This is a genomic window from Enterobacter sp. JBIWA003 (genome assembly GCF_019968825.1).
GTDB lineage: Bacteria > Pseudomonadota > Gammaproteobacteria > Enterobacterales > Enterobacteriaceae > Enterobacter > Enterobacter quasiroggenkampii.
The window spans coordinates 4,608,837-4,630,389 of the sequence record NZ_CP074170.1 but is presented as its reverse complement, the minus strand read 5'-3'; the positions used below and the strand labels follow the sequence as shown (position 1 = coordinate 4,630,389).

Here is a 21,553-nt window from a genome sequence, read left to right as displayed (position 1 = left end):
GGTGGATCAGTCAGCCTGTAGCATCGCTTCCAGTTGTTCCTGCGCGTCCAGCCACGCCATCTCACACTCTTCAAGGCTGGATTTGGTCTTCGCCTGGGTTTGCAGGCAGTCCGTCAGTTCGGCTTTACGGCTCTGGTCATACAGACCGCTGTCACCGAGCTTCTCTTCAACAGCGGCAAGCGTGGCGTTGAGCTTTTCCATCTCTTTTTCGAGACGGGTAATCTCTTTACGCAGCGGCTGAGTCTGGGTGCGCAGCTCCGCTTCACGGCGCTTCTGGTCTTTACGTGCCTGCGCGCTGTTGGCGTTGTCTTTCGCCGACTCCTCCGGCTGGTTCTCCTGCTTCTGCACGTCCGTCAGCCACTGCTGGTAGTCTTCCAGATCGCCGTCGAACGGTTCGACTTTGCCATCGTGCACTAAGTAGAGATCGTCCGTGGTGGAGCGGATCAGGTGACGGTCGTGCGAAACCACCACCAGTGCGCCTTCGAACTCAATCAGCGCTTCGGTCAGCGCCTGACGCATATCGAGATCCAGGTGGTTGGTCGGTTCATCGAGCAGCAGCAGGTTCGGGCGCTGCCAGACGATCAGCGCCAGCACCAGACGGGCTTTTTCACCGCCCGAGAAACGCTCGGTGTTTTCGGTGACCTTATCGCCCTGGAAGCCGAAGCCGCCGAGGTAGTCGCGCAGCTTCTGCTCCATCTCCTGCGGCGCCAGACGCGCGAGATGCTGAATCGGGGATTCATCCGCGCGTAAAAATTCCAGCTGATGCTGGGCGAAGTAACCCAGCTTGATGCCCTTCGCCAGGCCGATTTCACCCTTGACCGGGTTAAGCTCGCCCGCCAGCAGTTTGATCAGCGTCGATTTACCGGCACCGTTGCGTCCCAGCAGACCAATACGTGAACCCGGCACCAGGTTGAGCTTGATGGAGTCGAGAATAATGCGGTCGGCATAGCCCGCACTGACTTTTTCCATTTTCAGCAGCGGATTTGGCAGGCTTTCCGGAGCGCGGAAGCTGAAGTGGAACGGGTTGTCGACGTGCGCCGGGGCGATCATCTCCATGCGCTCCAGCATCTTGATGCGGCTCTGGGCCTGCTTTGCTTTTGACGCTTTGGCCTTGAAGCGATCCACAAAGCTCTGCAGGTGCGCCACGCGCTGCTGCTGGCTTTCGTACATGGACTGCTGCTGGGCAAGACGCGTCGCGCGCTGGCGCTCGAAGGAGCTGTAGTTGCCGGTGTACTCGAACATCGTTTGCTGTTCGATATGAATGATTTTATCCACCACCGGGTCGAGGAAGTCTCGGTCGTGGGAGATCAGAATCAGAGTGCCCTGATAGCTCTTGAGCCACTTCTCCAGCCAAATAACCGCATCGAGATCGAGGTGGTTAGTCGGTTCATCGAGCAGCAGCAGGTCAGAGCGGCAGATCAGCGCCTGCGCCAGGTTGAGGCGCATGCGCCAGCCACCGGAGAAGTCGCTGACCGGGCGTTCCAGCTGTTCATTGCTGAAGCCCAGGCCGTGAAGCAGGCTGGAGGCGCGGGAGCGAATGGTCCACGCGTCGATGGCGTCCAGCTTGCCGTGAACGGTGGCAATGGCGTGGCCGTCGTTGCGCTCGTTAGCGGCGTTAAGTTCCGCCTCGAGCTTGCGGTATTCCCGGTCGCCGTCGATAACATAGTCGAGTGCCGGTTCGCTCAGGGCTGGCGTCTCCTGGTTCACCCAGGCGAGCTGCCAGTTCCCCGGGAAGGTGAAGTTACCGCCATCCGCGCTAATCTCGTTTTTCAGCAACGCCAGCAGCGTGGATTTACCACAGCCGTTTTTGCCGACCAGACCCACTTTTTGGCCTGGGTTGATGGTAGCAGTGGCGTTATCCAGCAGGACGCGCACGCCGCGACGAATTTGTAACGAGGAGAAAACAATCATAGAAGCGCCGTATGTTCCGACTATGTTAATTTGTCATTATGATAATGTAAGGTGTGGGCCATTTTCCGCACCGGGCCGCCATGGTAGCCCAAAACAACAACGATACACAAAAACAGAAACAAGACCGGGAGGGGAATGATGTCTCAGACAGCAAAAGTGCTGCTGCTGTATGCCCATCCGGAATCTCAGGACTCGGTGGCAAACCGGGTGCTGCTTAAGCCGGCCACACAGCTCAGTAACGTGACGGTGCACGATCTCTACGCGCACTATCCTGATTTCTTTATTGATATTCCTTACGAGCAGGAACTGCTGCGTCAGCATGACGTGATTGTGTTCCAGCATCCGCTTTATACCTACAGCTGTCCGGCGCTGCTCAAAGAGTGGCTGGACCGCGTGCTGAGCCGGGGCTTCTCCAGTGGGGTGGGGGGCAACCAGCTGGCGGGAAAGTACTGGCGTAGCGTGATTACGACCGGTGAACCCGAAAGCGCTTACCGCCACGACGGGCTGAACCGCTATCCGATGAGCGACATTCTGCGGCCTTTCGAACTGACGGCGGCAATGTGCCGTATGCACTGGATGAGCCCGATTATTGTCTACTGGGCCCGACGTCAGGATCCGAAAGAACTGGCCAGCCACGCCAGAGCCTATGGTGAATGGCTGGCGTCACCGATTCCGGCAGGAGGTCGTTAATGGAAGGATCGAATTTGCTCCTCGCCGGGGTGCTGTTTTTATTTGCGGCCGTCGTCGCGGTGCCGCTTGCTGCGCGTATTGGTATCGGTGCGGTACTGGGGTATCTGCTGGCGGGGATCGCGATTGGCCCCTGGGGACTGGGATTCATCAGCGATGTAGATGAAATTCTTCACTTCTCCGAACTGGGCGTGGTGTTCCTGATGTTCATCATCGGCCTTGAGCTCAACCCTTCTAAATTGTGGCAGCTCCGACGCTCCATCTTTGGCGTGGGTGCCGCGCAGGTGGTGTTCAGCGCCGCGATTCTGGGTGGCCTGTTAATGCTGACGAATTTCTCCTGGCAGGCGGCGGTGATCGGCGGGATAGGCCTTGCGATGTCGTCGACGGCGATGGCCCTACAACTGATGCGCGACAAGGGGATGAACCGCAACGAAGCCGGTCAACTGGGTTTTTCGGTGCTGCTGTTCCAGGATTTGGCGGTCATCCCGGCGCTGGCGCTGGTGCCGCTGCTGGCGGGCTCCGGCGACGACCACTTCGACTGGACGAAAATCGCGATGAAGGTGCTGGCCTTCGCGGGGATGCTGATTGGCGGACGTTTCCTGTTACGTCCGGTGTTCCGTTTTATTGCCGCGTCGGGCGTGCGCGAGGTGTTTACCGCCGCGACGCTGCTGCTGGTGCTGGGGTCAGCATTGTTTATGGACGCGCTGGGGCTGTCGATGGCGCTCGGGACCTTTATCGCCGGGGTGCTGCTGGCGGAAAGTGAATACCGGCACGAGCTGGAAATTGCCATCGATCCCTTTAAAGGGCTGCTGTTAGGCCTGTTCTTTATTTCGGTGGGGATGGCGCTCAACCTTGGCGTGCTCTATACCCATCTGCTGTGGGTTGTGGTGAGCGTGGCCATCCTGGTGGCGGTGAAAACGCTGGTGCTGTACGTCATGGCGCGCATTTACGGCTTGCGCAGTTCGGAACGCATGCAGTTTGCCAGCGTGTTGAGCCAGGGAGGCGAGTTCGCGTTTGTGCTGTTCTCTACCGCCTCCTCCCAGAAGCTGTTTAAAGACGACCAGATGGCGCTTTTGCTGGTGACGGTCACGCTGTCAATGATGACTACGCCGCTGTTGATGAAGCTGGTGGATAAACTGCTGTCGCGCCGCCTGAATCCGACAGACGATGAAGACGAAGCGCCGTGGGTGGAGGATGATAAGCCCCAGGTGATCGTGGTGGGCTTTGGCCGCTTTGGACAGGTGATCGGGCGTTTGCTGATGGCGAACAAAATGCGCATTACGGTGCTGGAGCGGGATATCAGCGCGGTCAACCTGATGCGCAAATACGGCTACAAGGTTTACTACGGCGATGCGACTCAGCTCGAGCTACTGCGCTCGGCGGGGGCAGAGGCGGCAGAGTCCATCGTCATTACCTGTAACGACCCGGAAGACACGATGAAGCTGGTGGATCTCTGCCAGCAGCATTTCCCGCATCTGCATATTCTGGCGCGTGCGCGGGGACGTGTTGAAGCTCACGAATTATTGCAGGCGGGTGTGAAACACTTCTCCCGTGAGACGTTCTCCAGTGCGCTGGAGCTGGGGCGCAAGGCGCTGATCTCGCTTGGCATGCATCCGCATCAGGCGCAGCGTGCTCAGATGCACTTCCGCCGGCTGGATATGCGGATGCTGCGCGAGCTGATGCCGGTACATACCGATACGGCGCAGATCTCCCGCGTGCGGGAAGCGCGTCGCGAGCTGGAGGAGATCTTCCAGCGCGAGATGCAGCAGGAACGACGCCAGCTCGATGGCTGGGATGAATTTGAATAAAGGGTAACGAAAGATGGCTGTACGTAAACGCTTTATCGCGGGTGCAAAATGCCCGACCTGCCAGGCGCAAGATACCCTGGCGATGTGGCGGGAAAATAATATTGATGTTGTTGAGTGTGTTAAGTGCGGTCACCAGATGCGTGAGGCCGACAAAGAGGCCCGCGATCACGTTCGCAAAGAAGAGCAAGTTATCGGGATTTTTCATCCGGACTAGCGATATGCCCTGAGTTTTTTTAAGCTAAAGGGTACACAGGTGCAGATTTCCGCTACAATCTGCGCCAGCAATTTTCCCACGCTCAGGAGATATCATGAAAGTAGCAAAAGACCTGGTGGTCAGCCTGGCCTATCAGGTACGTACAGAAGACGGTGTGTTGGTTGATGAGTCTCCGGTGAGTGCGCCGCTTGACTACCTGCATGGTCACGGTTCCCTGATTTCCGGCCTGGAAAACGCGCTGGAAGGTCATGAAGTTGGCGACAAATTTGACGTTGCTGTAGGCGCGAACGACGCTTACGGTCAGTATGATGACAACCTGGTTCAGCGCGTTCCTAAAGACGTGTTCATGGGCGTTGACGAACTGCAGGTTGGCATGCGCTTCCTGGCAGAAACCGACCAGGGCCCGGTTCCAGTTGAAATCACCGAAGTGGAAGATGACCACGTCGTGGTTGACGGCAACCACATGCTGGCTGGCCAGAACCTGAAGTTCAACGTAGAAGTTGTTGCGATCCGTGAAGCGACCGAAGAAGAGCTGGCTCATGGCCACGTTCACGGTGCGCACGGTCACGACCATGACCACGATCACGGCCACGATGGCTGCTGCGGTGGTCACGGCCACGACCATGGTCATGACCACGGCCACGGTAAAGGTGGTTGCGGTAACGGCGGTTGCGGCTGCCACTAATTCCGTCATGCGGAAAATAAAAAAGCGGGATAATCCCGCTTTTTTTACGCCTCAATAATGAGGAGGTGGCGTCTCTTCCGACTGAGAGGCAATGTTCGACGGCTGCGTAGCCTTCAGCTTTTCCGTCAGCAGGCGCATATGATCCCGCAGTTTCGCCATTTCGAGCTCATGTGCGGTCACGGTCTGGTTTAGCTCTTCGATGGTGATGTCCTGAAAAGCCAGGCGGCTTTCCAGCTCAGCCATTCTCGCTTCTATCGTTGTATCCTTCATCATTCACCTCGTTTATTTCAGATTCGCCATAATGGCCCAGCGGCGGCGCAGTTTAACTGAGTTTATCCTTAAGTACAGTTCGCATCCCTCTGGCAAGAAACTTATTTAAACAAAAATAGTCTGAAAAGTGGCGAGAATTGGACGTGTCTGTCTGTAGATTTCTTCTGCAACGTTTTATAGTACGTCACTCATTTACGTTTAACGCTGGGGTGAGAGTCCCCAGGCCCTGGAGATATGGATGAAATCACTGTTTAAAGTAACGCTGCTGGCGACGACGATGGCTGTTGCGCTGAACGCGCCGCTGTCATTCGCTGCTGATACTGCTGCGAAGCCTGCTGCCACTGCAGACAGCAAAGCGGCGTTCAAAAATGACGACCAGAAATCCGCCTACGCACTGGGCGCATCTCTGGGTCGTTACATGGAAAACTCTCTGAAAGAACAAGAGAAACTGGGCATCAAACTGGATAAAGCTCAGCTGATCGCGGGCGTTCAGGACGCATTTGCCGATAAGAGCAAGCTGTCTGACCAGGAAATTGAACAGACTCTGCAGGCGTTCGAAGCGCGTGTGAAGGGCGCTGCGCAGACCAAGATGGACGCGGACGCTAAAGACAACGAAGCGAAAGGCAAAGCCTACCGCGATGCCTTTGCTAAAGAGAAGGGTGTGAAAACCTCTTCGACTGGCCTGGTATACAAAGTTGAGAAAGAAGGCACCGGCGATGCGCCTAAAGACAGCGATACGGTTGTCGTGAACTACAAAGGTACGCTGATCGACGGTAAAGAGTTTGATAACTCTTACACCCGTGGTGAGCCACTCTCCTTCCGTCTGGATGGTGTGATCCCGGGCTGGACTGAAGGCCTGAAAAACATCAAGAAAGGCGGCAAGATCAAGATGGTTATTCCACCGGATCTGGCCTATGGCAAAACCGGCGTTCCGGGTATCCCTGCCAACTCTACCCTGGTCTTTGACGTAGAGCTGCTGGACATCAAACCGGCACCGAAAGCGGATGCCAAGGCAGACGCACCGGCTGACGATAAAGCCGCTGCCGCTAAGAAGTAATGCTGAAAAAAACCCGCCGCCTTTAAGGCGGCGGTTTTTTATTGTGGGGCAGGTATAATTAACACTGGAAAGCGTTAGGCACGCTGTATTAATTTAGTTGTCCGTGTAGATAATGAGCCTGCCCTGAAAACCTAACGACAGGCTCCTGAAAAGGAGTGTTTTTTTCATGTCCAGGTCGCTTTTAACCAACGAAACCAGTGAACTTGATTTACTGGATCAACGTCCTTTCGATCAGACCGACTTCGATATTCTGAAATCCTATGAAGCGGTAGTGGACGGGTTAGCGATGCTCATTGGCTCCCACTGCGAAATCGTATTGCACTCCCTGCAAGATCTGAAGTGTTCTGCCATTCGCATTGCGAATGGTGAGCATACTGGCCGTAAAATTGGTTCGCCAATTACCGACCTTGCATTGCGTATGTTGCATGACATGACCGGCGCGGACAGCAGCGTCTCCAAATGCTATTTCACCCGCGCCAAAAGCGGCGTGCTGATGAAATCTGAAACCATCGCGATTCGAAACCGCGAGCATCGCGTGATTGGGCTGCTGTGCATCAACATGAACCTTGATGTGCCTTTCTCGCAGATCATGAGCACCTTTGTTCCACCCGAAACGCCGGATGTTGGCTCTTCTGTTAACTTTGCCTCTTCCGTCGAAGATCTTGTGACGCAGACGCTGGAGTTCACTATTGAAGAGGTGAATGCCGACCGCAACGTCTCGAACAACGCCAAGAATCGTCAGATCGTGCTCAATCTCTATGAAAAAGGGATTTTTGATATTAAAGACGCCATCAACCAGGTGGCCGATCGTCTGAACATCTCCAAGCACACGGTCTATCTCTATATTCGCCAGTTCAAAAGCGGTGATTTCCTGGGACAAGACAAGTAATGCGTTTTGCGTTAATGGTGACAGGCCCGGCATACGGGACTCAGCAGGCCAGCAGCGCGCTGCAGTTTGCGCATGCGCTGCTGGCAGCCGGACATGAGCTGGCGAGCGTCTTCTTCTATCGGGAAGGGGTGTATAACGCGAACCAGTTTACGTCACCGGCGAGCGATGAGTTTGACGTGGTGCGCGGCTGGCAGGCACTAAACGAAAAGCAGGGCGTAGAACTACATATCTGCGTCGCGGCGGCACTGCGCCGCGGCGTGACAGATGCAACCGAAGCCGCGCGTCTTGGTTTATCGGGTTCTAACCTGCAGCCCGGTTTTTCGTTAAGTGGCCTGGGTGCGCTGGCACAGGCGGCGTTAACCTGCGACAGAGTGGTGCAATTCTGATGAAGCGCGTGGCATTTGTGTTTACGTCTGCGCCGCACGGCAGCGCTTCCGGCCGCGAAGGGCTGGATGCGTTACTTGCGACGTCCGCGCTGACCGAAGATATCGGCGTCTTCTTTTTGGGGGACGGGGTGTTTCAGCTTCTGGCGGATCAGCAGCCACAGGTCATTCTGGCGCGGGATTACATCGCGACCTTCAAAGTGCTGCCGCTGTACGACATTGAAACCCTATATGTCTGCGCCGATTCGCTGGCCGCTCGCGGTTTGGATGATAAGACGCCTTTCGTGCTGGATGTGACCGTCGTGTCTTCTGCGGCATTGCGCGAACACCTTTCCCACTACGATATCGTTCTGACTTTCTGAGGCCGCCATGCTCCATACTCTGAGCCATTCACCATGGCAATGTGACATCGACGCGTTACTGAGTATGCTGCGCGACGGTGATGATCTGCTGCTGATTCAGGACGGCGTGCTTGCCGCACTTGAAGGCAGTCGTTTCGTTGAAATTCTCACGAATGCCCCCATAACAGTCTCTGCGCTGAAAGACGATCTGGATGCGCGGGGTCTTTCTGGTCAAATTTCAGCCAAAATTGACGTGGTTGGCTATACTGATTTCGTCAATCTTACTGTGACGCACGCCAGTCAAATGAACTGGTGATTTGAGATCGCTGTATATTTCTTGACACCTTTTCGACGTAGCCCTAAAATTTCGCGTCCTCATATTGTATGAGGTCGTTTTATTACGTGTTTACGAAGCAAAAGCTAAAACCAGGAGCTATTTAATGGCAACAGTTAACCAGCTGGTACGCAAACCACGTGCACGCAAAGTTGCGAAAAGCAACGTGCCTGCGCTGGAAGCCTGCCCGCAGAAACGTGGTGTATGTACTCGTGTATATACCACCACTCCTAAAAAACCAAACTCCGCACTGCGTAAAGTATGCCGTGTGCGTTTGACTAACGGTTTCGAAGTGACTTCCTACATCGGTGGTGAAGGTCACAACCTGCAGGAGCACTCCGTGATCCTGATCCGTGGCGGTCGTGTTAAAGACCTTCCGGGTGTTCGTTACCACACCGTTCGTGGTGCGCTGGACTGCTCAGGTGTTAAAGACCGTAAGCAGGCTCGCTCCAAGTACGGCGTGAAGCGTCCTAAGGCTTAATGGTTCTCCGTTAAGTAAGGCCAAACTGATTTATCTTAATGTCACACTAAACTCTTTGAGTTTTGGACAATCCTGAATTAACAACGGAGTATTCCCATGCCACGTCGTCGCGTCATTGGTCAGCGTAAAATCCTTCCAGATCCGAAATTCGGATCAGAACTGCTGGCAAAATTTGTCAATATCCTGATGGTAGATGGTAAAAAATCTACTGCAGAAGCAATCGTATACAGCGCGCTTGAGACCCTGGCTCAGCGTTCTGGTAAAAATGAACTGGAAGCTTTCGAAGTCGCTCTCGACAACGTTCGCCCAACTGTAGAAGTTAAGTCCCGCCGCGTTGGTGGTTCTACTTATCAGGTTCCAGTTGAAGTTCGTCCGGTTCGTCGTAATGCCCTGGCAATGCGTTGGATCGTTGAAGCTGCTCGTAAACGCGGTGATAAATCCATGGCTCTGCGTCTGGCGAACGAACTTTCTGATGCTGCAGACAACAAAGGTACTGCAGTTAAGAAACGTGAAGACGTTCACCGTATGGCAGAAGCCAACAAGGCGTTCGCACACTACCGTTGGTAATCCCTTCGGAGTCTTAGTCACCAGGCGGGCGCTTCAGAGAAGCCGCCCGCTCTGGGTAACTTAACTGAACGCCTAAAGATATAAACGAGGAATCAAATGGCTCGTACAACACCCATCGCACGCTACCGTAACATCGGTATCAGTGCGCACATCGACGCCGGTAAAACCACTACTACCGAACGTATTCTGTTCTACACCGGTGTAAACCACAAAATCGGTGAAGTTCATGACGGCGCAGCCACCATGGACTGGATGGAACAGGAGCAGGAGCGTGGTATCACTATCACCTCCGCAGCGACTACTGCATTCTGGTCAGGTATGGCTAAGCAGTATGAACCGCATCGCGTAAACATCATCGACACCCCAGGGCACGTTGACTTCACCATCGAAGTAGAACGTTCCATGCGTGTTCTTGACGGCGCGGTAATGGTTTATTGCGCAGTTGGTGGTGTTCAGCCACAGTCTGAAACCGTATGGCGTCAGGCGAACAAATATAAAGTTCCACGCATCGCGTTCGTTAACAAAATGGACCGTATGGGTGCTAACTTCCTGAAAGTTGTTGGTCAGATCAAAACCCGTCTGGGCGCGAACCCTGTTCCGCTGCAGCTGGCAATTGGTGCTGAAGAAGGCTTCACCGGCGTTATCGACCTGGTGAAAATGAAAGCCATCAACTGGAACGATGCAGACCAGGGCGTTACCTTCGAATACGAAGATATCCCAGCTGCAATGCAGGACCTGGCTGACGAATGGCACCAGAACCTGATCGAATCCGCTGCTGAAGCTTCTGAAGAGCTGATGGAGAAATACCTGGGTGGTGAAGAACTGACTGAAGAAGAGATCAAAAAAGCTCTGCGTCAGCGCGTTCTGAACAACGAAATCATCCTGGTAACCTGTGGTTCTGCGTTCAAGAACAAAGGTGTTCAGGCGATGCTGGATGCGGTAGTTGACTACCTGCCATCCCCAGTTGACGTTCCTGCGATCAACGGCATCCTGGACGACGGTAAAGATACCCCGGCTGAGCGTCACGCAAGCGACGAAGAGCCATTCTCTGCACTGGCGTTCAAAATTGCTACCGACCCATTCGTGGGTAACCTGACCTTCTTCCGCGTTTACTCTGGTGTGGTTAACTCCGGTGACACCATCCTGAACTCCGTGAAAGCGGCGCGTGAGCGTTTTGGCCGTATCGTACAGATGCACGCTAACAAACGTGAAGAGATCAAAGAAGTTCGTGCGGGCGACATCGCTGCAGCTATCGGTCTGAAAGACGTGACCACTGGTGACACCCTGTGTGACCCGGATCACCCGATCATTCTGGAGCGTATGGAATTCCCAGAGCCGGTAATCTCCATCGCAGTTGAACCAAAAACCAAAGCTGACCAGGAAAAAATGGGTCTGGCTCTGGGCCGTCTGGCGAAAGAAGACCCATCATTCCGCGTATGGACTGATGAAGAATCTAACCAGACCATCATCGCTGGTATGGGTGAACTGCACCTGGACATCATCGTTGACCGTATGAAGCGTGAATTCAACGTTGAAGCGAACGTGGGTAAACCTCAGGTTGCTTACCGCGAAGCGATTCGCGCGAAAGTTACCGACATTGAAGGTAAACACGCTAAGCAGTCTGGTGGTCGCGGTCAGTACGGTCACGTTGTGATCGACATGTACCCACTGGAGCCGGGCTCTAACCCGAAAGGTTACGAGTTCATCAACGACATCAAAGGTGGTGTAATTCCTGGCGAATACATCCCAGCCGTTGATAAAGGCATCCAGGAACAGCTGAAAGCGGGCCCTCTGGCTGGCTATCCGGTTGTTGACATGGGTGTTCGTCTGCACTTCGGTTCTTACCACGACGTTGACTCCTCTGAACTGGCGTTTAAACTGGCTGCGTCTATTGCCTTTAAAGAAGGCTTTAAGAAAGCAAAACCAGTTCTGCTTGAGCCAATCATGAAGGTTGAAGTAGAAACTCCTGAAGAGAACACCGGTGACGTTATCGGTGACTTGAGCCGTCGTCGCGGTATGCTGCGTGGTCAGGAATCCGAAGTAACTGGCGTTAAGATCCACGCTGAAGTTCCGCTGTCTGAAATGTTCGGATATGCAACTCAGCTGCGTTCTCTGACCAAAGGTCGTGCATCATACACCATGGAATTCCTGAAGTATGATGATGCGCCTAACAACGTTGCTCAGGCCGTTATTGAAGCCCGTGGTAAGTAATCCACAGGATTAAAACCTAAGTCCCGTGCTCTCTCCACAGGGGAGAGCACTATAGTAAGGAATATAGCCGTGTCTAAAGAAAAATTTGAACGTACAAAACCGCACGTCAACGTTGGTACTATCGGCCACGTTGACCATGGTAAAACTACCCTGACTGCTGCAATCACTACCGTTCTGGCTAAAACCTACGGTGGTTCTGCTCGTGCATTCGACCAGATCGATAACGCACCAGAAGAAAAAGCTCGTGGTATCACCATCAACACCTCTCACGTTGAGTACGACACCCCGACTCGCCACTACGCACACGTAGACTGCCCAGGCCACGCCGACTATGTTAAAAACATGATCACCGGTGCTGCGCAGATGGACGGCGCGATCCTGGTTGTTGCTGCGACTGACGGCCCAATGCCTCAGACTCGTGAGCACATCCTGCTGGGTCGTCAGGTAGGCGTTCCTTTCATCATCGTGTTCCTGAACAAGTGCGACATGGTTGATGACGAAGAGCTGCTGGAACTGGTAGAGATGGAAGTTCGTGAACTGCTGTCTCAGTACGATTTCCCAGGCGACGATACCCCAATCGTTCGTGGTTCTGCTCTGAAAGCGCTGGAAGGCGAAGCTGAGTGGGAAGCGAAAATCATCGAACTGGCTGGCTTCCTGGATTCTTACATCCCAGAACCAGAGCGTGCGATTGACAAGCCATTCCTGCTGCCAATCGAAGACGTATTCTCCATCTCCGGTCGTGGTACCGTTGTTACCGGTCGTGTAGAGCGCGGTATCATCAAAGTTGGTGAAGAAGTTGAAATCGTTGGTATCAAAGAGACTGCGAAGTCTACCTGTACTGGCGTTGAAATGTTCCGCAAACTGCTGGACGAAGGCCGTGCTGGTGAGAACGTTGGTGTTCTGCTGCGTGGTATCAAACGTGAAGAAATCGAACGTGGTCAGGTTCTGGCTAAGCCAGGCTCAATCAAGCCACACACCAAGTTCGAATCTGAAGTGTACATCCTGTCCAAAGACGAAGGCGGCCGTCATACTCCGTTCTTCAAAGGCTACCGTCCACAGTTCTACTTCCGTACTACTGACGTGACCGGTACCATCGAACTGCCAGAAGGCGTTGAGATGGTAATGCCAGGCGACAACATCAAGATGGTTGTGACTCTGATCCACCCAATCGCGATGGACGACGGTCTGCGTTTCGCAATCCGTGAAGGCGGCCGTACCGTTGGCGCGGGCGTTGTTGCTAAAGTTCTGGGCTAATTAATTATCCCCGAATAAAAAAAGGACGCTTCGGCGTCCTTTTTTGTTTTCTGCCGCTCAGGCGTTGTCACAAAATTTCGCATTTTTTGCCTGCTCCCGCCCCGCATTCTGGCGTTTGTGCTATTGTAATCATAACCATTCTCACTTACACTTTGCGCATAATTTGAACGGGAGTTTCTATGTACGTTTGTTTATGTAATGGTGTAAGCGACAAAAAAATACGTCAGGCCGTTCGCCAGTCTCAGCCCCAGTCATTCCAGCAGCTTCGCAAATTTGTTCCGGTGGGAAATCAATGCGGTAAATGTGTACGTGCTGCGCGAGAGATCATGCAGGACGAACTGATGCAGATCCCGGAATACAAAGAGATCGCGTAAGCGCCCATCTTTTTTTTGACATCCCTGTAGCCCGATCTACGCTTCAATGAGTGGAAGCGGAGGGACTATATAATGAAAGGTGATGTTAAAATCATAAGTTATCTCAATAAATTATTGGGAAATGAGCTTGTCGCAATCAACCAGTATTTTCTTCACGCGAGAATGTTCAAAAACTGGGGACTCAAACGTTTAAACGACGTTGAGTACCATGAATCTATAGATGAGATGAAACACGCTGATAAATATATCGAGCGTATTTTATTCCTTGAAGGCATTCCAAACCTGCAGGATCTCGGCAAACTGGGTATCGGAGAAGATGTCGAAGAGATGCTGCGTTCCGACCTCAGGCTGGAACTTGAAGGCGCTAAAGATCTCCGTGAAGCCATTGCCTATGCTGACAGCGTACATGACTACGTCAGCCGCGATATGATGATCCAGATCCTGGCCGATGAAGAAGGGCATATTGACTGGCTGGAAACAGAGCTGGATCTCATTGCTAAAATTGGCCTGCAAAACTATCTTCAGTCACAGATTAAAGTGGAAGAATAAGCAACGTCTTCCAGCCTACGCATAAACCCGCTGCTGCCAGAAATGGCCCAAAAGGCAGCGGGTTTTTTATTGCCTTCTTATCAGGGCGAATGAACGAAAAGACAAGAATGCAAAGAAGCGCCATCAGCGCCGCGAGTAACGCCAGCATTGGCAGTACGCACCAGCCGTGCCATGCACCCAGCGCCGCCAGGTATTTCACATCGCCATATCCCATACCTTCACGCCGGCAGATAAACCAGTAGCCCCAGTAAATAACGGCAAAGCCAATATATCCAGCCATCGCACCCGCCACCGCGCTCGGCAGAAAATCAGGTTGGATACAGAGCTGGAAGAGCAGCCCAGCCCATAGCAGTGGGCAGAGAAATTTATCGGGAAGCAGACCGTAGCGAATATCGGCATGTACCAGTAAGGCAGTCAGTGAAAGATAGATCAACAGAAAGGGGAGGGTGGTAAGCATGTAAAAGGCCTCAAACGGGTTTGAGCGCATAGTCGTTATAATCGGCCTGTCCGGCAATGCACAAAAAACGGAGATGCGTAGCGGCTCGAAACAAAGCATCGCCGCAGAATACATTGCATAAAACGTTGCGCGCTCTTACGCACCCTGCGACATTGGCGCTTAATTTCTAAACGGCACTTGCGTCTTGCCCAGATTTACGTATAATGCGCGGGCTTGTCGTAATTGACGGCGGGTTCAATCAGAACCAGAGTAGCTCATTTTGTTACTCAACAATGCTCCCAATTGGGGAGCTACGTAAGAACGGTTACACTCTCCCATCAATCGTAATGGGTTTGAGGAGTAATCATTTTCGTTTATAAAATAATTGGAGCTCTGGTCTCATGCAGAACCAAAGAATCCGTATCCGCCTTAAAGCGTTTGATCATCGTCTGATCGATCAATCAACCGCGGAAATCGTCGAGACTGCTAAGCGCACTGGTGCGCAAGTCCGTGGTCCGATCCCGCTGCCGACCCGCAAAGAGCGCTTCACCGTTCTGATCTCTCCGCACGTTAACAAAGACGCGCGCGATCAGTACGAAATCCGCACTCACAAGCGTCTGGTTGACATCGTTGAGCCAACTGAGAAAACCGTTGATGCTCTGATGCGTCTGGATCTGGCTGCCGGTGTAGACGTGCAGATCAGCCTGGGTTAATCAGGTCATCGAGCGATTGAGAGGTTGAAACAATGATTGGTTTAGTCGGTAAAAAAGTGGGTATGACCCGCATCTTCACTGAAGATGGCGTTTCTATCCCAGTAACCGTAATCGAAGTTGAAGCAAACCGCGTTACTCAGGTTAAAGATCTGGCTAACGATGGCTACCGCGCTATTCAGGTTACCACTGGTGCTAAAAAAGCTAACCGTGTAACCAAACCAGAAGCGGGTCACTTCGCTAAAGCTGGCGTAGAAGCTGGCCGTGGTCTGTGGGAATTCCGTCTTGCTGAAGGCGAAGAGTTCACCGTAGGTCAGGACATTAGCGTTGAGCTGTTTGCTGACGTTAAAAAAGTTGACGTAACCGGTACCTCTAAAGGTAAAGGTTTTGCTGGTACCGTTAAGCGCTGGAACTTCCGTACCCAGGACGCTACCCACGGTAACTCCTTGTCTCACCGCGTTCCGGGTTCTATCGGTCAGAACCAGACTCCGGGCAAAGTGTTCAAAGGCAAGAAAATGGCAGGTCAGCTGGGCAACGAACGTGTAACCGTTCAGAGCCTGGACGTAGTACGTGTTGACGCTGAGCGCAACCTGCTGCTGGTTAAAGGTGCGGTCCCGGGTGCAACCGGTAGCGACCTGATCGTTAAACCAGCTGTGAAGGCGTAAGGGGATAGCAATGGAATTAGTATTGAAAGACGCGCAGAGCGCGCTGACTGTTTCCGAAACTACCTTCGGTCGTGATTTCAACGAAGCGCTGGTTCACCAGGTTGTTGTTGCTTATGCAGCTGGTGCTCGTCAGGGTACTCGTGCTCAGAAGACTCGTGCTGAAGTAACTGGTTCTGGCAAAAAGCCATGGCGCCAGAAAGGTACCGGCCGTGCGCGTTCAGGTTCTATCAAGAGCCCGATCTGGCGTTCAGGTGGCGTGACCTTCGCTGCGCGTCCACAGGACCACAGTCAAAAAGTTAACAAAAAGATGTACCGCGGCGCGCTGAAAAGCATCCTGTCCGAACTGGTACGTCAGGATCGTCTGATCGTTGTCGAGAAGTTCTCTGTTGAAGCGCCTAAAACTAAGCTGCTGGCACAGAAACTGAAAGACATGGCTCTGGAAGATGTGCTGATCATCACCGGTGAGCTGGACGAGAACCTGTTCCTGGCCGCACGTAACCTGCACAAGGTTGACGTACGCGATGCGACTGGTATCGACCCGGTTAGCCTGATCGCCTTCGACAAAGTCGTAATGACTGCTGATGCTGTTAAGCAAGTTGAGGAGATGCTGGCATGATTCGTGAAGAACGTCTGCTGAAGGTGCTTCGCGCACCGCACGTTTCTGAAAAAGCGTCTACTGCGATGGAAAAAACAAACACCATCGTTCTCAAAGTTGCTAAAGACGCGACCAAAGCAGAGATCAAAGCTGCTGTGCAGAAACTGTTTGAAGTCGAAGTCGAAGTCGTTAACACCCTGGTAGTTAAAGGGAAAGTTAAACGTCACGGACAGCGTATCGGTCGTCGTAGCGACTGGAAAAAAGCTTACGTCACCCTGAAAGAAGGCCAGAATCTGGACTTCGTTGGCGGCGCTGAGTAAGTCGGAGGAGTAATACAATGGCAGTTGTTAAATGTAAACCGACATCTCCGGGTCGTCGCCACGTAGTTAAAGTGGTTAACCCTGAGCTGCACAAGGGCAAACCTTTTGCTCCGTTGCTGGAAAAAAACAGCAAATCCGGTGGTCGTAACAACAATGGCCGTATCACCACTCGTCACATCGGTGGTGGCCACAAGCAGGCTTATCGTATTGTTGACTTCAAACGCAACAAAGACGGTATCCCAGCAGTTGTTGAACGTCTTGAGTACGATCCGAACCGTTCCGCGAACATCGCGCTGGTTCTGTACAAAGATGGCGAACGCCGTTACATCCTGGCCCCTAAAGGCCTGAAAGCTGGCGACCAGATTCAGTCTGGCGTTGATGCTGCAATCAAAGCAGGCAACACCCTGCCGATGCGCAATATCCCGGTTGGTTCTACCGTTCATAACGTAGAAATGAAACCAGGTAAAGGCGGTCAGCTGGCGCGTTCCGCGGGTACTTACGTTCAGATCGTTGCGCGTGATGGTGCTTATGTCACCCTGCGTCTGCGTTCTGGTGAAATGCGTAAAGTCGAAGCAGACTGCCGCGCTACTCTGGGCGAAGTTGGCAATGCTGAGCATATGCTGCGCGTTCTGGGTAAAGCAGGTGCTGCACGCTGGCGTGGTGTTCGTCCTACCGTTCGCGGTACTGCGATGAACCCAGTCGACCACCCACATGGTGGTGGTGAAGGTCGTAACTTTGGTAAGCACCCGGTATCTCCGTGGGGCGTTCAGACCAAAGGTAAGAAGACCCGCAGCAACAAGCGTACTGATAAATTTATCGTACGTCGCCGTAGCAAATAATTTTAGAGGATAAGCCATGCCACGTTCTCTCAAGAAAGGTCCTTTTATTGACCTGCACTTGCTGAAGAAGGTAGAGAAAGCGGTGGAAAGCGGAGACAAGAAGCCCCTGCGCACTTGGTCCCGTCGTTCAACGATCTTTCCTAACATGATCGGTTTGACCATCGCTGTCCATAATGGTCGTCAGCACGTTCCAGTCTTTGTTACCGACGAAATGGTTGGTCACAAACTGGGTGAATTCGCACCGACTCGTACTTATCGCGGCCACGCTGCTGATAAAAAAGCGAAGAAGAAATAAGGTAGGAGGAAGAGATGGAAACTTTAGCTCAACATCGCCATGCTCGTTCTTCTGCACAGAAGGTTCGCCTTGTTGCTGACCTGATTCGCGGTAAGAAAGTGTCGCAGGCCCTGGACATCCTGACCTATACCAACAAGAAAGCTGCGGTATTGGTCAAGAAAGTACTGGAATCTGCCATTGCTAACGCTGAACACAACGATGGCGCTGACATCGACGATCTGAAAGTCGCGAAAATTTTCGTAGATGAAGGCCCAAGCATGAAGCGCATTATGCCGCGTGCGAAAGGTCGTGCAGATCGCATCCTGAAGCGCACCAGCCACATTACTGTGGTTGTGTCCGATCGCTGAGACTCTGGAGACTAGCAATGGGTCAGAAAGTACATCCTAATGGTATTCGCCTGGGTATTGTAAAACCATGGAACTCTACCTGGTTTGCGAACACCAAAGAATTCGCTGACAACCTGGACAGCGATTTTAAAGTACGTCAGTACCTGACTAAGGAACTGGCTAAAGCGTCTGTATCTCGTATCGTTATCGAGCGTCCAGCGAAGAGCATCCGTGTGACTATTCACACTGCTCGTCCTGGCATCGTTATCGGTAAGAAAGGCGAAGACGTAGAAAAACTGCGCAAGGTCGTAGCGGATATCGCTGGCGTTCCTGCACAGATCAATATCGCTGAAGTTCGTAAGCCTGAACTGGACGCTAAATTGGTTGCTGACAGCATCACTTCTCAGCTGGAACGTCGTGTTATGTTCCGTCGTGCTATGAAGCGTGCTGTACAGAACGCAATGCGTCTGGGCGCTAAAGGTATCAAAGTTGAAGTTAGCGGCCGTCTGGGCGGCGCGGAAATCGCACGTACCGAATGGTACCGTGAAGGTCGCGTACCGCTGCACACTCTGCGTGCTGACATCGACTACAACACCTCTGAAGCGCACACCACTTACGGTGTAATCGGCGTTAAGGTATGGATCTTCAAAGGTGAGATCCTGGGTGGTATGGCTGCTGTTGAACAACCGGAAAAACCGGCTGCTCAACCTAAAAAGCAGCAGCGTAAAGGCCGTAAATAAGGAGCGTCGCTGATGTTACAACCAAAGCGTACAAAATTCCGTAAAGTGCACAAAGGCCGCAACCGTGGTCTGGCGCAGGGTACGGATGTTAGCTTCGGCACTTTCGGTCTGAAAGCTGTTGGCCGTGGTCGTCTGACTGCACGTCAGATCGAAGCAGCACGTCGTGCAATGACCCGTGCAGTTAAGCGTCAAGGTAAGATCTGGATCCGTGTATTCCCGGACAAACCGATCACCGAGAAGCCGCTGGAAGTTCGTATGGGTAAAGGTAAAGGTAACGTGGAGTACTGGGTTGCCTTGATCCAACCGGGCAAAGTCCTTTATGAAATGGACGGTGTTCCGGAAGAGCTGGCCCGTGAAGCCTTCGGCCTGGCAGCAGCGAAACTGCCTATCAAAACCACCTTTGTAACTAAGACGGTGATGTAATGAAAGCAAAAGAGCTGCGTGAAAAAAGCGTTGAAGAGCTGAACGCTGAGCTGCTGAACCTGCTGCGTGAGCAGTTCAACCTGCGTATGCAGGCTGCAAGTGGCCAGCTGCAACAGACTCACCTGCTGAAGCAAGTGCGTCGCAATGTTGCACGCGTTAAGACTTTACTGACTCAGAAGGCGGGTGCGTAATGACCGATAAAATCCGTACTCTGCAAGGTCGTGTTGTTAGCGACAAAATGGAGAAATCCATTGTTGTAGCTATCGAACGTATTGTGAAACACCCGATCTACGGTAAATTCATCAAGCGTACGACCAAACTGCACGTACATGACGAGAACAACGAATGTGGTATCGGCGACAAGGTTGAAATCCGTGAATGCCGTCCACTGTCCAAGACTAAGTCCTGGACGCTGGTTCGCGTTGTAGAGAAAGCGGTTCTGTAATACAGTACGCCTTCTCAATACGAATAAACGGCTCAGCGATGAGCCGTTTATTTTTTCTACCCATATTGCAGAAGCGGTGTTATAATGCCGCGCCCTCGATATGGGGCTTTTTAACGGCTCTGATTTTAGAGTCTCAGGTAGTAGTTGACATTAGCGGAGCACTAAAATGATCCAAGAACAGACTATGCTGAACGTCGCCGACAACTCCGGTGCACGTCGCGTAATGTGTATCAAGGTTCTGGGTGGCTCGCACCGTCGCTACGCAGGCGTAGGCGACATCATCAAGATCACCATCAAGGAAGCAATTCCACGTGGTAAGGTCAAAAAAGGTGATGTGCTGAAGGCGGTAGTGGTGCGCACCAAGAAGGGTGTTCGTCGCCCTGACGGTTCTGTCATTCGCTTCGATGGTAATGCATGCGTTATTTTAAACAATAACAGCGAGCAGCCTATCGGCACGCGTATCTTTGGGCCGGTAACTCGTGAACTTCGTACTGAGAAGTTCATGAAAATTATCTCTCTGGCACCAGAAGTACTCTAAGGAGCGAATCATGGCAGCGAAAATCCGTCGTGATGACGAAGTTATCGTGTTAACCGGTAAAGATAAAGGTAAACGCGGTAAAGTAAAAAATGTTCTGTCTTCCGGCAAACTTGTCGTTGAAGGTATCAACCTGGTTAAGAAACATCAGAAGCCGGTTCCGGCCCTGAACCAACCAGGTGGCATCGTTGAAAAAGAAGCTGCTATTCAGGTTTCTAACGTTGCAATCTTCAATGCGGCTACCGGCAAGGCTGACCGTGTAGGCTTTAGATTCGAAGACGGCAAAAAAGTCCGTTTCTTCAAGTCTAACAGCGAAACTATCAAGTAATTTGGAGTAGTACGATGGCGAAACTGCATGATTACTACAAAGACGAAGTAGTTAAGAAACTCATGACCGAGTTTAACTACAATTCTGTCATGCAAGTCCCTCGGGTCGAGAAGATCACCCTGAACATGGGTGTTGGTGAAGCGATCGCTGACAAGAAACTGCTGGATAACGCAGCAGCTGACCTGACAGCAATCTCCGGTCAAAAACCGCTGATCACCAAAGCACGCAAATCTGTTGCAGGCTTCAAAATCCGTCAGGGCTATCCGATCGGCTGTAAAGTAACTCTGCGTGGCGAACGCATGTGGGAGTTCTTTGAGCGCCTGATCACTATTGCTGTTCCACGTATCCGTGACTTCCGTGGCTTGTCCGCTAAGTCTTTCGACGGTCGTGGTAACTACAGCATGGGTGTCCGTGAGCAGATCATCTTCCCAGAAATCGACTACGATAAAGTCGACCGCGTGCGTGGTTTGGATATTACCATTACCACTACTGCGAAATCTGACGAAGAAGGCCGTGCTCTGCTGGCTGCCTTTGACTTCCCGTTCCGCAAGTAAGGTAGGGTTACTGAATGGCTAAGCAATCAATGAAAGCACGCGAAGTAAAGCGCGTAGCTTTAGCTGATAAATTCTTCGCTAAACGCGCTGAACTGAAAGCGATCATTTCTGATGTGAACGCTTCCGACGAAGATCGTTGGAATGCGGTTCTCAAGCTGCAGTCTCTGCCGCGTGATTCCAGCCCGTCTCGTCAGCGTAACCGCTGTCGTCAAACAGGTCGTCCACATGGTTATGTGGGCAAGTTTGGGTTGAGCCGTATCAAACTGCGTGAAGCCGCTATGCGCGGTGAAGTGCCAGGCTTGAAAAAGGCTAGCTGGTAATTACCAA

33 protein-coding genes are annotated in these 21,553 nt (G+C 52.5%); 30 read left to right on the top strand and 3 right to left on the bottom strand.

Features of this window, described 5'->3' with window-relative positions; translation table 11 throughout:
- Nucleotides 1–6: 6 nt before the first annotated feature.
- Nucleotides 7–1,911: an ABC transporter ATP-binding protein gene (locus KGP25_RS22550; protein ID WP_063622728.1), complete on the bottom strand. Its 1,905-nt coding sequence runs from the start codon at nucleotides 1,909–1,911 to the stop codon at nucleotides 7–9.
- Between the two features lie 135 nt (nucleotides 1,912–2,046).
- Here KGP25_RS22550 and kefG point away from each other — a divergent pair, with 135 nt between their 5' ends.
- From kefG to slyD, 4 genes are all read left to right on the top strand, one after another.
- The gene (gene kefG / locus KGP25_RS22545) at nucleotides 2,047–2,601 is read left to right on the top strand and encodes a glutathione-regulated potassium-efflux system ancillary protein KefG (RefSeq protein ID WP_021242220.1); all 555 of its coding nucleotides are present in this window, start codon (nucleotides 2,047–2,049) and stop codon (nucleotides 2,599–2,601) included.
- Entirely contained in the window at nucleotides 2,601–4,406 is a 1,806-nt protein-coding gene (gene kefB, locus KGP25_RS22540) for a glutathione-regulated potassium-efflux system protein KefB (protein WP_223539640.1), read from the top strand. The genes kefG and kefB overlap by 1 nt, the downstream gene beginning before the upstream one ends.
- A 13-nt stretch (nucleotides 4,407–4,419) precedes the next feature.
- Entirely contained in the window at nucleotides 4,420–4,620 is a 201-nt protein-coding gene (locus tag KGP25_RS22535) for a YheV family putative zinc ribbon protein (protein ID WP_010436300.1), read from the top strand.
- A gap of 94 nt (nucleotides 4,621–4,714) precedes the next feature.
- On the top strand, nucleotides 4,715–5,305 hold the full coding sequence (gene slyD, locus KGP25_RS22530) for a peptidylprolyl isomerase (RefSeq protein WP_008503010.1): 591 nt from the start codon (nucleotides 4,715–4,717) through the stop codon (nucleotides 5,303–5,305).
- 51 nt (nucleotides 5,306–5,356) lie between these two features.
- Here the strand turns inward: slyD and KGP25_RS22525 are convergent, their stop codons facing one another.
- Entirely contained in the window at nucleotides 5,357–5,575 is a 219-nt protein-coding gene (locus KGP25_RS22525; RefSeq protein ID WP_008503009.1) for a protein SlyX, read from the bottom strand.
- Between the two features lie 238 nt (nucleotides 5,576–5,813).
- Between KGP25_RS22525 and fkpA the strand changes: the two genes are divergently transcribed.
- From fkpA to bfr, 11 genes are all read left to right on the top strand, one after another.
- Entirely contained in the window at nucleotides 5,814–6,632 is an 819-nt protein-coding gene (gene fkpA / locus KGP25_RS22520; protein ID WP_008503008.1) for an FKBP-type peptidyl-prolyl cis-trans isomerase, read from the top strand.
- 166 nt (nucleotides 6,633–6,798) lie between these two features.
- The gene (locus tag KGP25_RS22515) at nucleotides 6,799–7,521 is read left to right on the top strand and encodes a transcriptional regulator (protein ID WP_045330517.1); all 723 of its coding nucleotides are present in this window, start codon (nucleotides 6,799–6,801) and stop codon (nucleotides 7,519–7,521) included.
- Complete coding sequence (tusD, locus tag KGP25_RS22510; protein ID WP_023294706.1) at nucleotides 7,521–7,907, top strand: sulfurtransferase complex subunit TusD; 387 nt, start codon at nucleotides 7,521–7,523, stop codon at nucleotides 7,905–7,907. The genes KGP25_RS22515 and tusD overlap by 1 nt, the downstream gene beginning before the upstream one ends.
- Nucleotides 7,907–8,266 carry a sulfurtransferase complex subunit TusC gene (gene tusC, locus KGP25_RS22505; protein WP_223539639.1) on the top strand — a complete coding sequence of 120 codons (360 nt, stop codon included), beginning with the start codon at nucleotides 7,907–7,909 and terminating at the stop codon, nucleotides 8,264–8,266. Before tusD ends, tusC begins: the two co-directional genes overlap by 1 nt.
- A gap of 7 nt (nucleotides 8,267–8,273) precedes the next feature.
- Nucleotides 8,274–8,561, top strand: a complete 288-nt coding sequence (tusB, locus tag KGP25_RS22500) for a sulfurtransferase complex subunit TusB (RefSeq protein ID WP_045909310.1) — start codon at nucleotides 8,274–8,276, stop codon at nucleotides 8,559–8,561.
- 124 nt (nucleotides 8,562–8,685) lie between these two features.
- A complete protein-coding gene (gene rpsL, locus KGP25_RS22495) occupies nucleotides 8,686–9,060 on the top strand; it encodes a 30S ribosomal protein S12 (protein ID WP_000246815.1) in 375 nt (124 codons plus the stop codon).
- 96 nt (nucleotides 9,061–9,156) lie between these two features.
- Entirely contained in the window at nucleotides 9,157–9,627 is a 471-nt protein-coding gene (rpsG, locus tag KGP25_RS22490) for a 30S ribosomal protein S7 (RefSeq protein ID WP_004106370.1), read from the top strand.
- Between the two features lie 96 nt (nucleotides 9,628–9,723).
- Nucleotides 9,724–11,838 carry an elongation factor G gene (fusA, locus tag KGP25_RS22485; RefSeq protein WP_008503004.1) on the top strand — a complete coding sequence of 705 codons (2,115 nt, stop codon included), beginning with the start codon at nucleotides 9,724–9,726 and terminating at the stop codon, nucleotides 11,836–11,838.
- A 69-nt stretch (nucleotides 11,839–11,907) separates the two neighbouring features.
- Nucleotides 11,908–13,092, top strand: a complete 1,185-nt coding sequence (gene tuf / locus KGP25_RS22480) for an elongation factor Tu (RefSeq protein ID WP_014068448.1) — start codon at nucleotides 11,908–11,910, stop codon at nucleotides 13,090–13,092.
- Nucleotides 13,093–13,271: 179 nt separating this feature from the next.
- A complete protein-coding gene (bfd, locus tag KGP25_RS22475; RefSeq protein WP_223539638.1) occupies nucleotides 13,272–13,466 on the top strand; it encodes a bacterioferritin-associated ferredoxin in 195 nt (64 codons plus the stop codon).
- 72 nt (nucleotides 13,467–13,538) lie between these two features.
- Nucleotides 13,539–14,015 (top strand): bacterioferritin, encoded by a 477-nt coding sequence (bfr, locus tag KGP25_RS22470; protein WP_008503492.1) that lies wholly within the window; start codon nucleotides 13,539–13,541, stop codon nucleotides 14,013–14,015.
- On the opposite strand, the gene KGP25_RS22465 is transcribed toward bfr, so the two are convergent.
- On the bottom strand, nucleotides 13,999–14,472 hold the full coding sequence (locus KGP25_RS22465; RefSeq protein ID WP_045909535.1) for an A24 family peptidase: 474 nt from the start codon (nucleotides 14,470–14,472) through the stop codon (nucleotides 13,999–14,001). The genes bfr and KGP25_RS22465 overlap by 17 nt on opposite strands.
- Nucleotides 14,473–14,852: 380 nt before the next feature.
- Here KGP25_RS22465 and rpsJ point away from each other — a divergent pair, with 380 nt between their 5' ends.
- The 15 genes from rpsJ to rpsN all read left to right on the top strand — a co-directional run bounded on the left by rpsJ (nucleotide 14,853) and on the right by rpsN (nucleotide 21,546).
- Complete coding sequence (gene rpsJ, locus KGP25_RS22460) at nucleotides 14,853–15,164, top strand: 30S ribosomal protein S10 (RefSeq protein WP_001181005.1); 312 nt, start codon at nucleotides 14,853–14,855, stop codon at nucleotides 15,162–15,164.
- 32 nt (nucleotides 15,165–15,196) lie between these two features.
- Complete coding sequence (gene rplC, locus KGP25_RS22455) at nucleotides 15,197–15,826, top strand: 50S ribosomal protein L3 (protein WP_003863274.1); 630 nt, start codon at nucleotides 15,197–15,199, stop codon at nucleotides 15,824–15,826.
- Between the two features lie 10 nt (nucleotides 15,827–15,836).
- Nucleotides 15,837–16,442, top strand: coding sequence for a 50S ribosomal protein L4 (rplD, locus tag KGP25_RS22450; protein WP_000424395.1), 606 nt, complete (start codon nucleotides 15,837–15,839; stop codon nucleotides 16,440–16,442).
- Nucleotides 16,439–16,741 carry a 50S ribosomal protein L23 gene (gene rplW, locus KGP25_RS22445; RefSeq protein ID WP_000617546.1) on the top strand — a complete coding sequence of 101 codons (303 nt, stop codon included), beginning with the start codon at nucleotides 16,439–16,441 and terminating at the stop codon, nucleotides 16,739–16,741. The genes rplD and rplW overlap by 4 nt, the downstream gene beginning before the upstream one ends.
- 17 nt (nucleotides 16,742–16,758) lie before the next feature.
- Nucleotides 16,759–17,580: a 50S ribosomal protein L2 gene (gene rplB, locus KGP25_RS22440; protein WP_008457150.1), complete on the top strand. Its 822-nt coding sequence runs from the start codon at nucleotides 16,759–16,761 to the stop codon at nucleotides 17,578–17,580.
- Nucleotides 17,581–17,596: 16 nt separating this feature from the next.
- Entirely contained in the window at nucleotides 17,597–17,875 is a 279-nt protein-coding gene (gene rpsS / locus KGP25_RS22435) for a 30S ribosomal protein S19 (RefSeq protein ID WP_001138117.1), read from the top strand.
- A gap of 14 nt (nucleotides 17,876–17,889) precedes the next feature.
- Nucleotides 17,890–18,222 carry a 50S ribosomal protein L22 gene (gene rplV / locus KGP25_RS22430; RefSeq protein WP_002919773.1) on the top strand — a complete coding sequence of 111 codons (333 nt, stop codon included), beginning with the start codon at nucleotides 17,890–17,892 and terminating at the stop codon, nucleotides 18,220–18,222.
- 17 nt (nucleotides 18,223–18,239) lie between these two features.
- The gene (gene rpsC, locus KGP25_RS22425; protein ID WP_000529945.1) at nucleotides 18,240–18,941 is read left to right on the top strand and encodes a 30S ribosomal protein S3; all 702 of its coding nucleotides are present in this window, start codon (nucleotides 18,240–18,242) and stop codon (nucleotides 18,939–18,941) included.
- 12 nt (nucleotides 18,942–18,953) lie between these two features.
- The gene (gene rplP, locus KGP25_RS22420) at nucleotides 18,954–19,364 is read left to right on the top strand and encodes a 50S ribosomal protein L16 (protein WP_002919759.1); all 411 of its coding nucleotides are present in this window, start codon (nucleotides 18,954–18,956) and stop codon (nucleotides 19,362–19,364) included.
- On the top strand, nucleotides 19,364–19,555 hold the full coding sequence (gene rpmC / locus KGP25_RS22415; RefSeq protein WP_003863282.1) for a 50S ribosomal protein L29: 192 nt from the start codon (nucleotides 19,364–19,366) through the stop codon (nucleotides 19,553–19,555). Before rplP ends, rpmC begins: the two co-directional genes overlap by 1 nt.
- Complete coding sequence (gene rpsQ, locus KGP25_RS22410; RefSeq protein ID WP_008503489.1) at nucleotides 19,555–19,809, top strand: 30S ribosomal protein S17; 255 nt, start codon at nucleotides 19,555–19,557, stop codon at nucleotides 19,807–19,809. Before rpmC ends, rpsQ begins: the two co-directional genes overlap by 1 nt.
- A 166-nt stretch (nucleotides 19,810–19,975) precedes the next feature.
- Complete coding sequence (rplN, locus tag KGP25_RS22405; protein WP_002919748.1) at nucleotides 19,976–20,347, top strand: 50S ribosomal protein L14; 372 nt, start codon at nucleotides 19,976–19,978, stop codon at nucleotides 20,345–20,347.
- Nucleotides 20,348–20,357: 10 nt separating this feature from the next.
- Complete coding sequence (gene rplX, locus KGP25_RS22400; RefSeq protein WP_003863287.1) at nucleotides 20,358–20,672, top strand: 50S ribosomal protein L24; 315 nt, start codon at nucleotides 20,358–20,360, stop codon at nucleotides 20,670–20,672.
- Nucleotides 20,673–20,686: 14 nt separating this feature from the next.
- The gene (gene rplE / locus KGP25_RS22395) at nucleotides 20,687–21,226 is read left to right on the top strand and encodes a 50S ribosomal protein L5 (protein ID WP_001096202.1); all 540 of its coding nucleotides are present in this window, start codon (nucleotides 20,687–20,689) and stop codon (nucleotides 21,224–21,226) included.
- A 14-nt stretch (nucleotides 21,227–21,240) separates the two neighbouring features.
- Nucleotides 21,241–21,546 carry a 30S ribosomal protein S14 gene (gene rpsN / locus KGP25_RS22390; RefSeq protein ID WP_003863291.1) on the top strand — a complete coding sequence of 102 codons (306 nt, stop codon included), beginning with the start codon at nucleotides 21,241–21,243 and terminating at the stop codon, nucleotides 21,544–21,546.
- Nucleotides 21,547–21,553 lie beyond the last annotated feature (7 nt).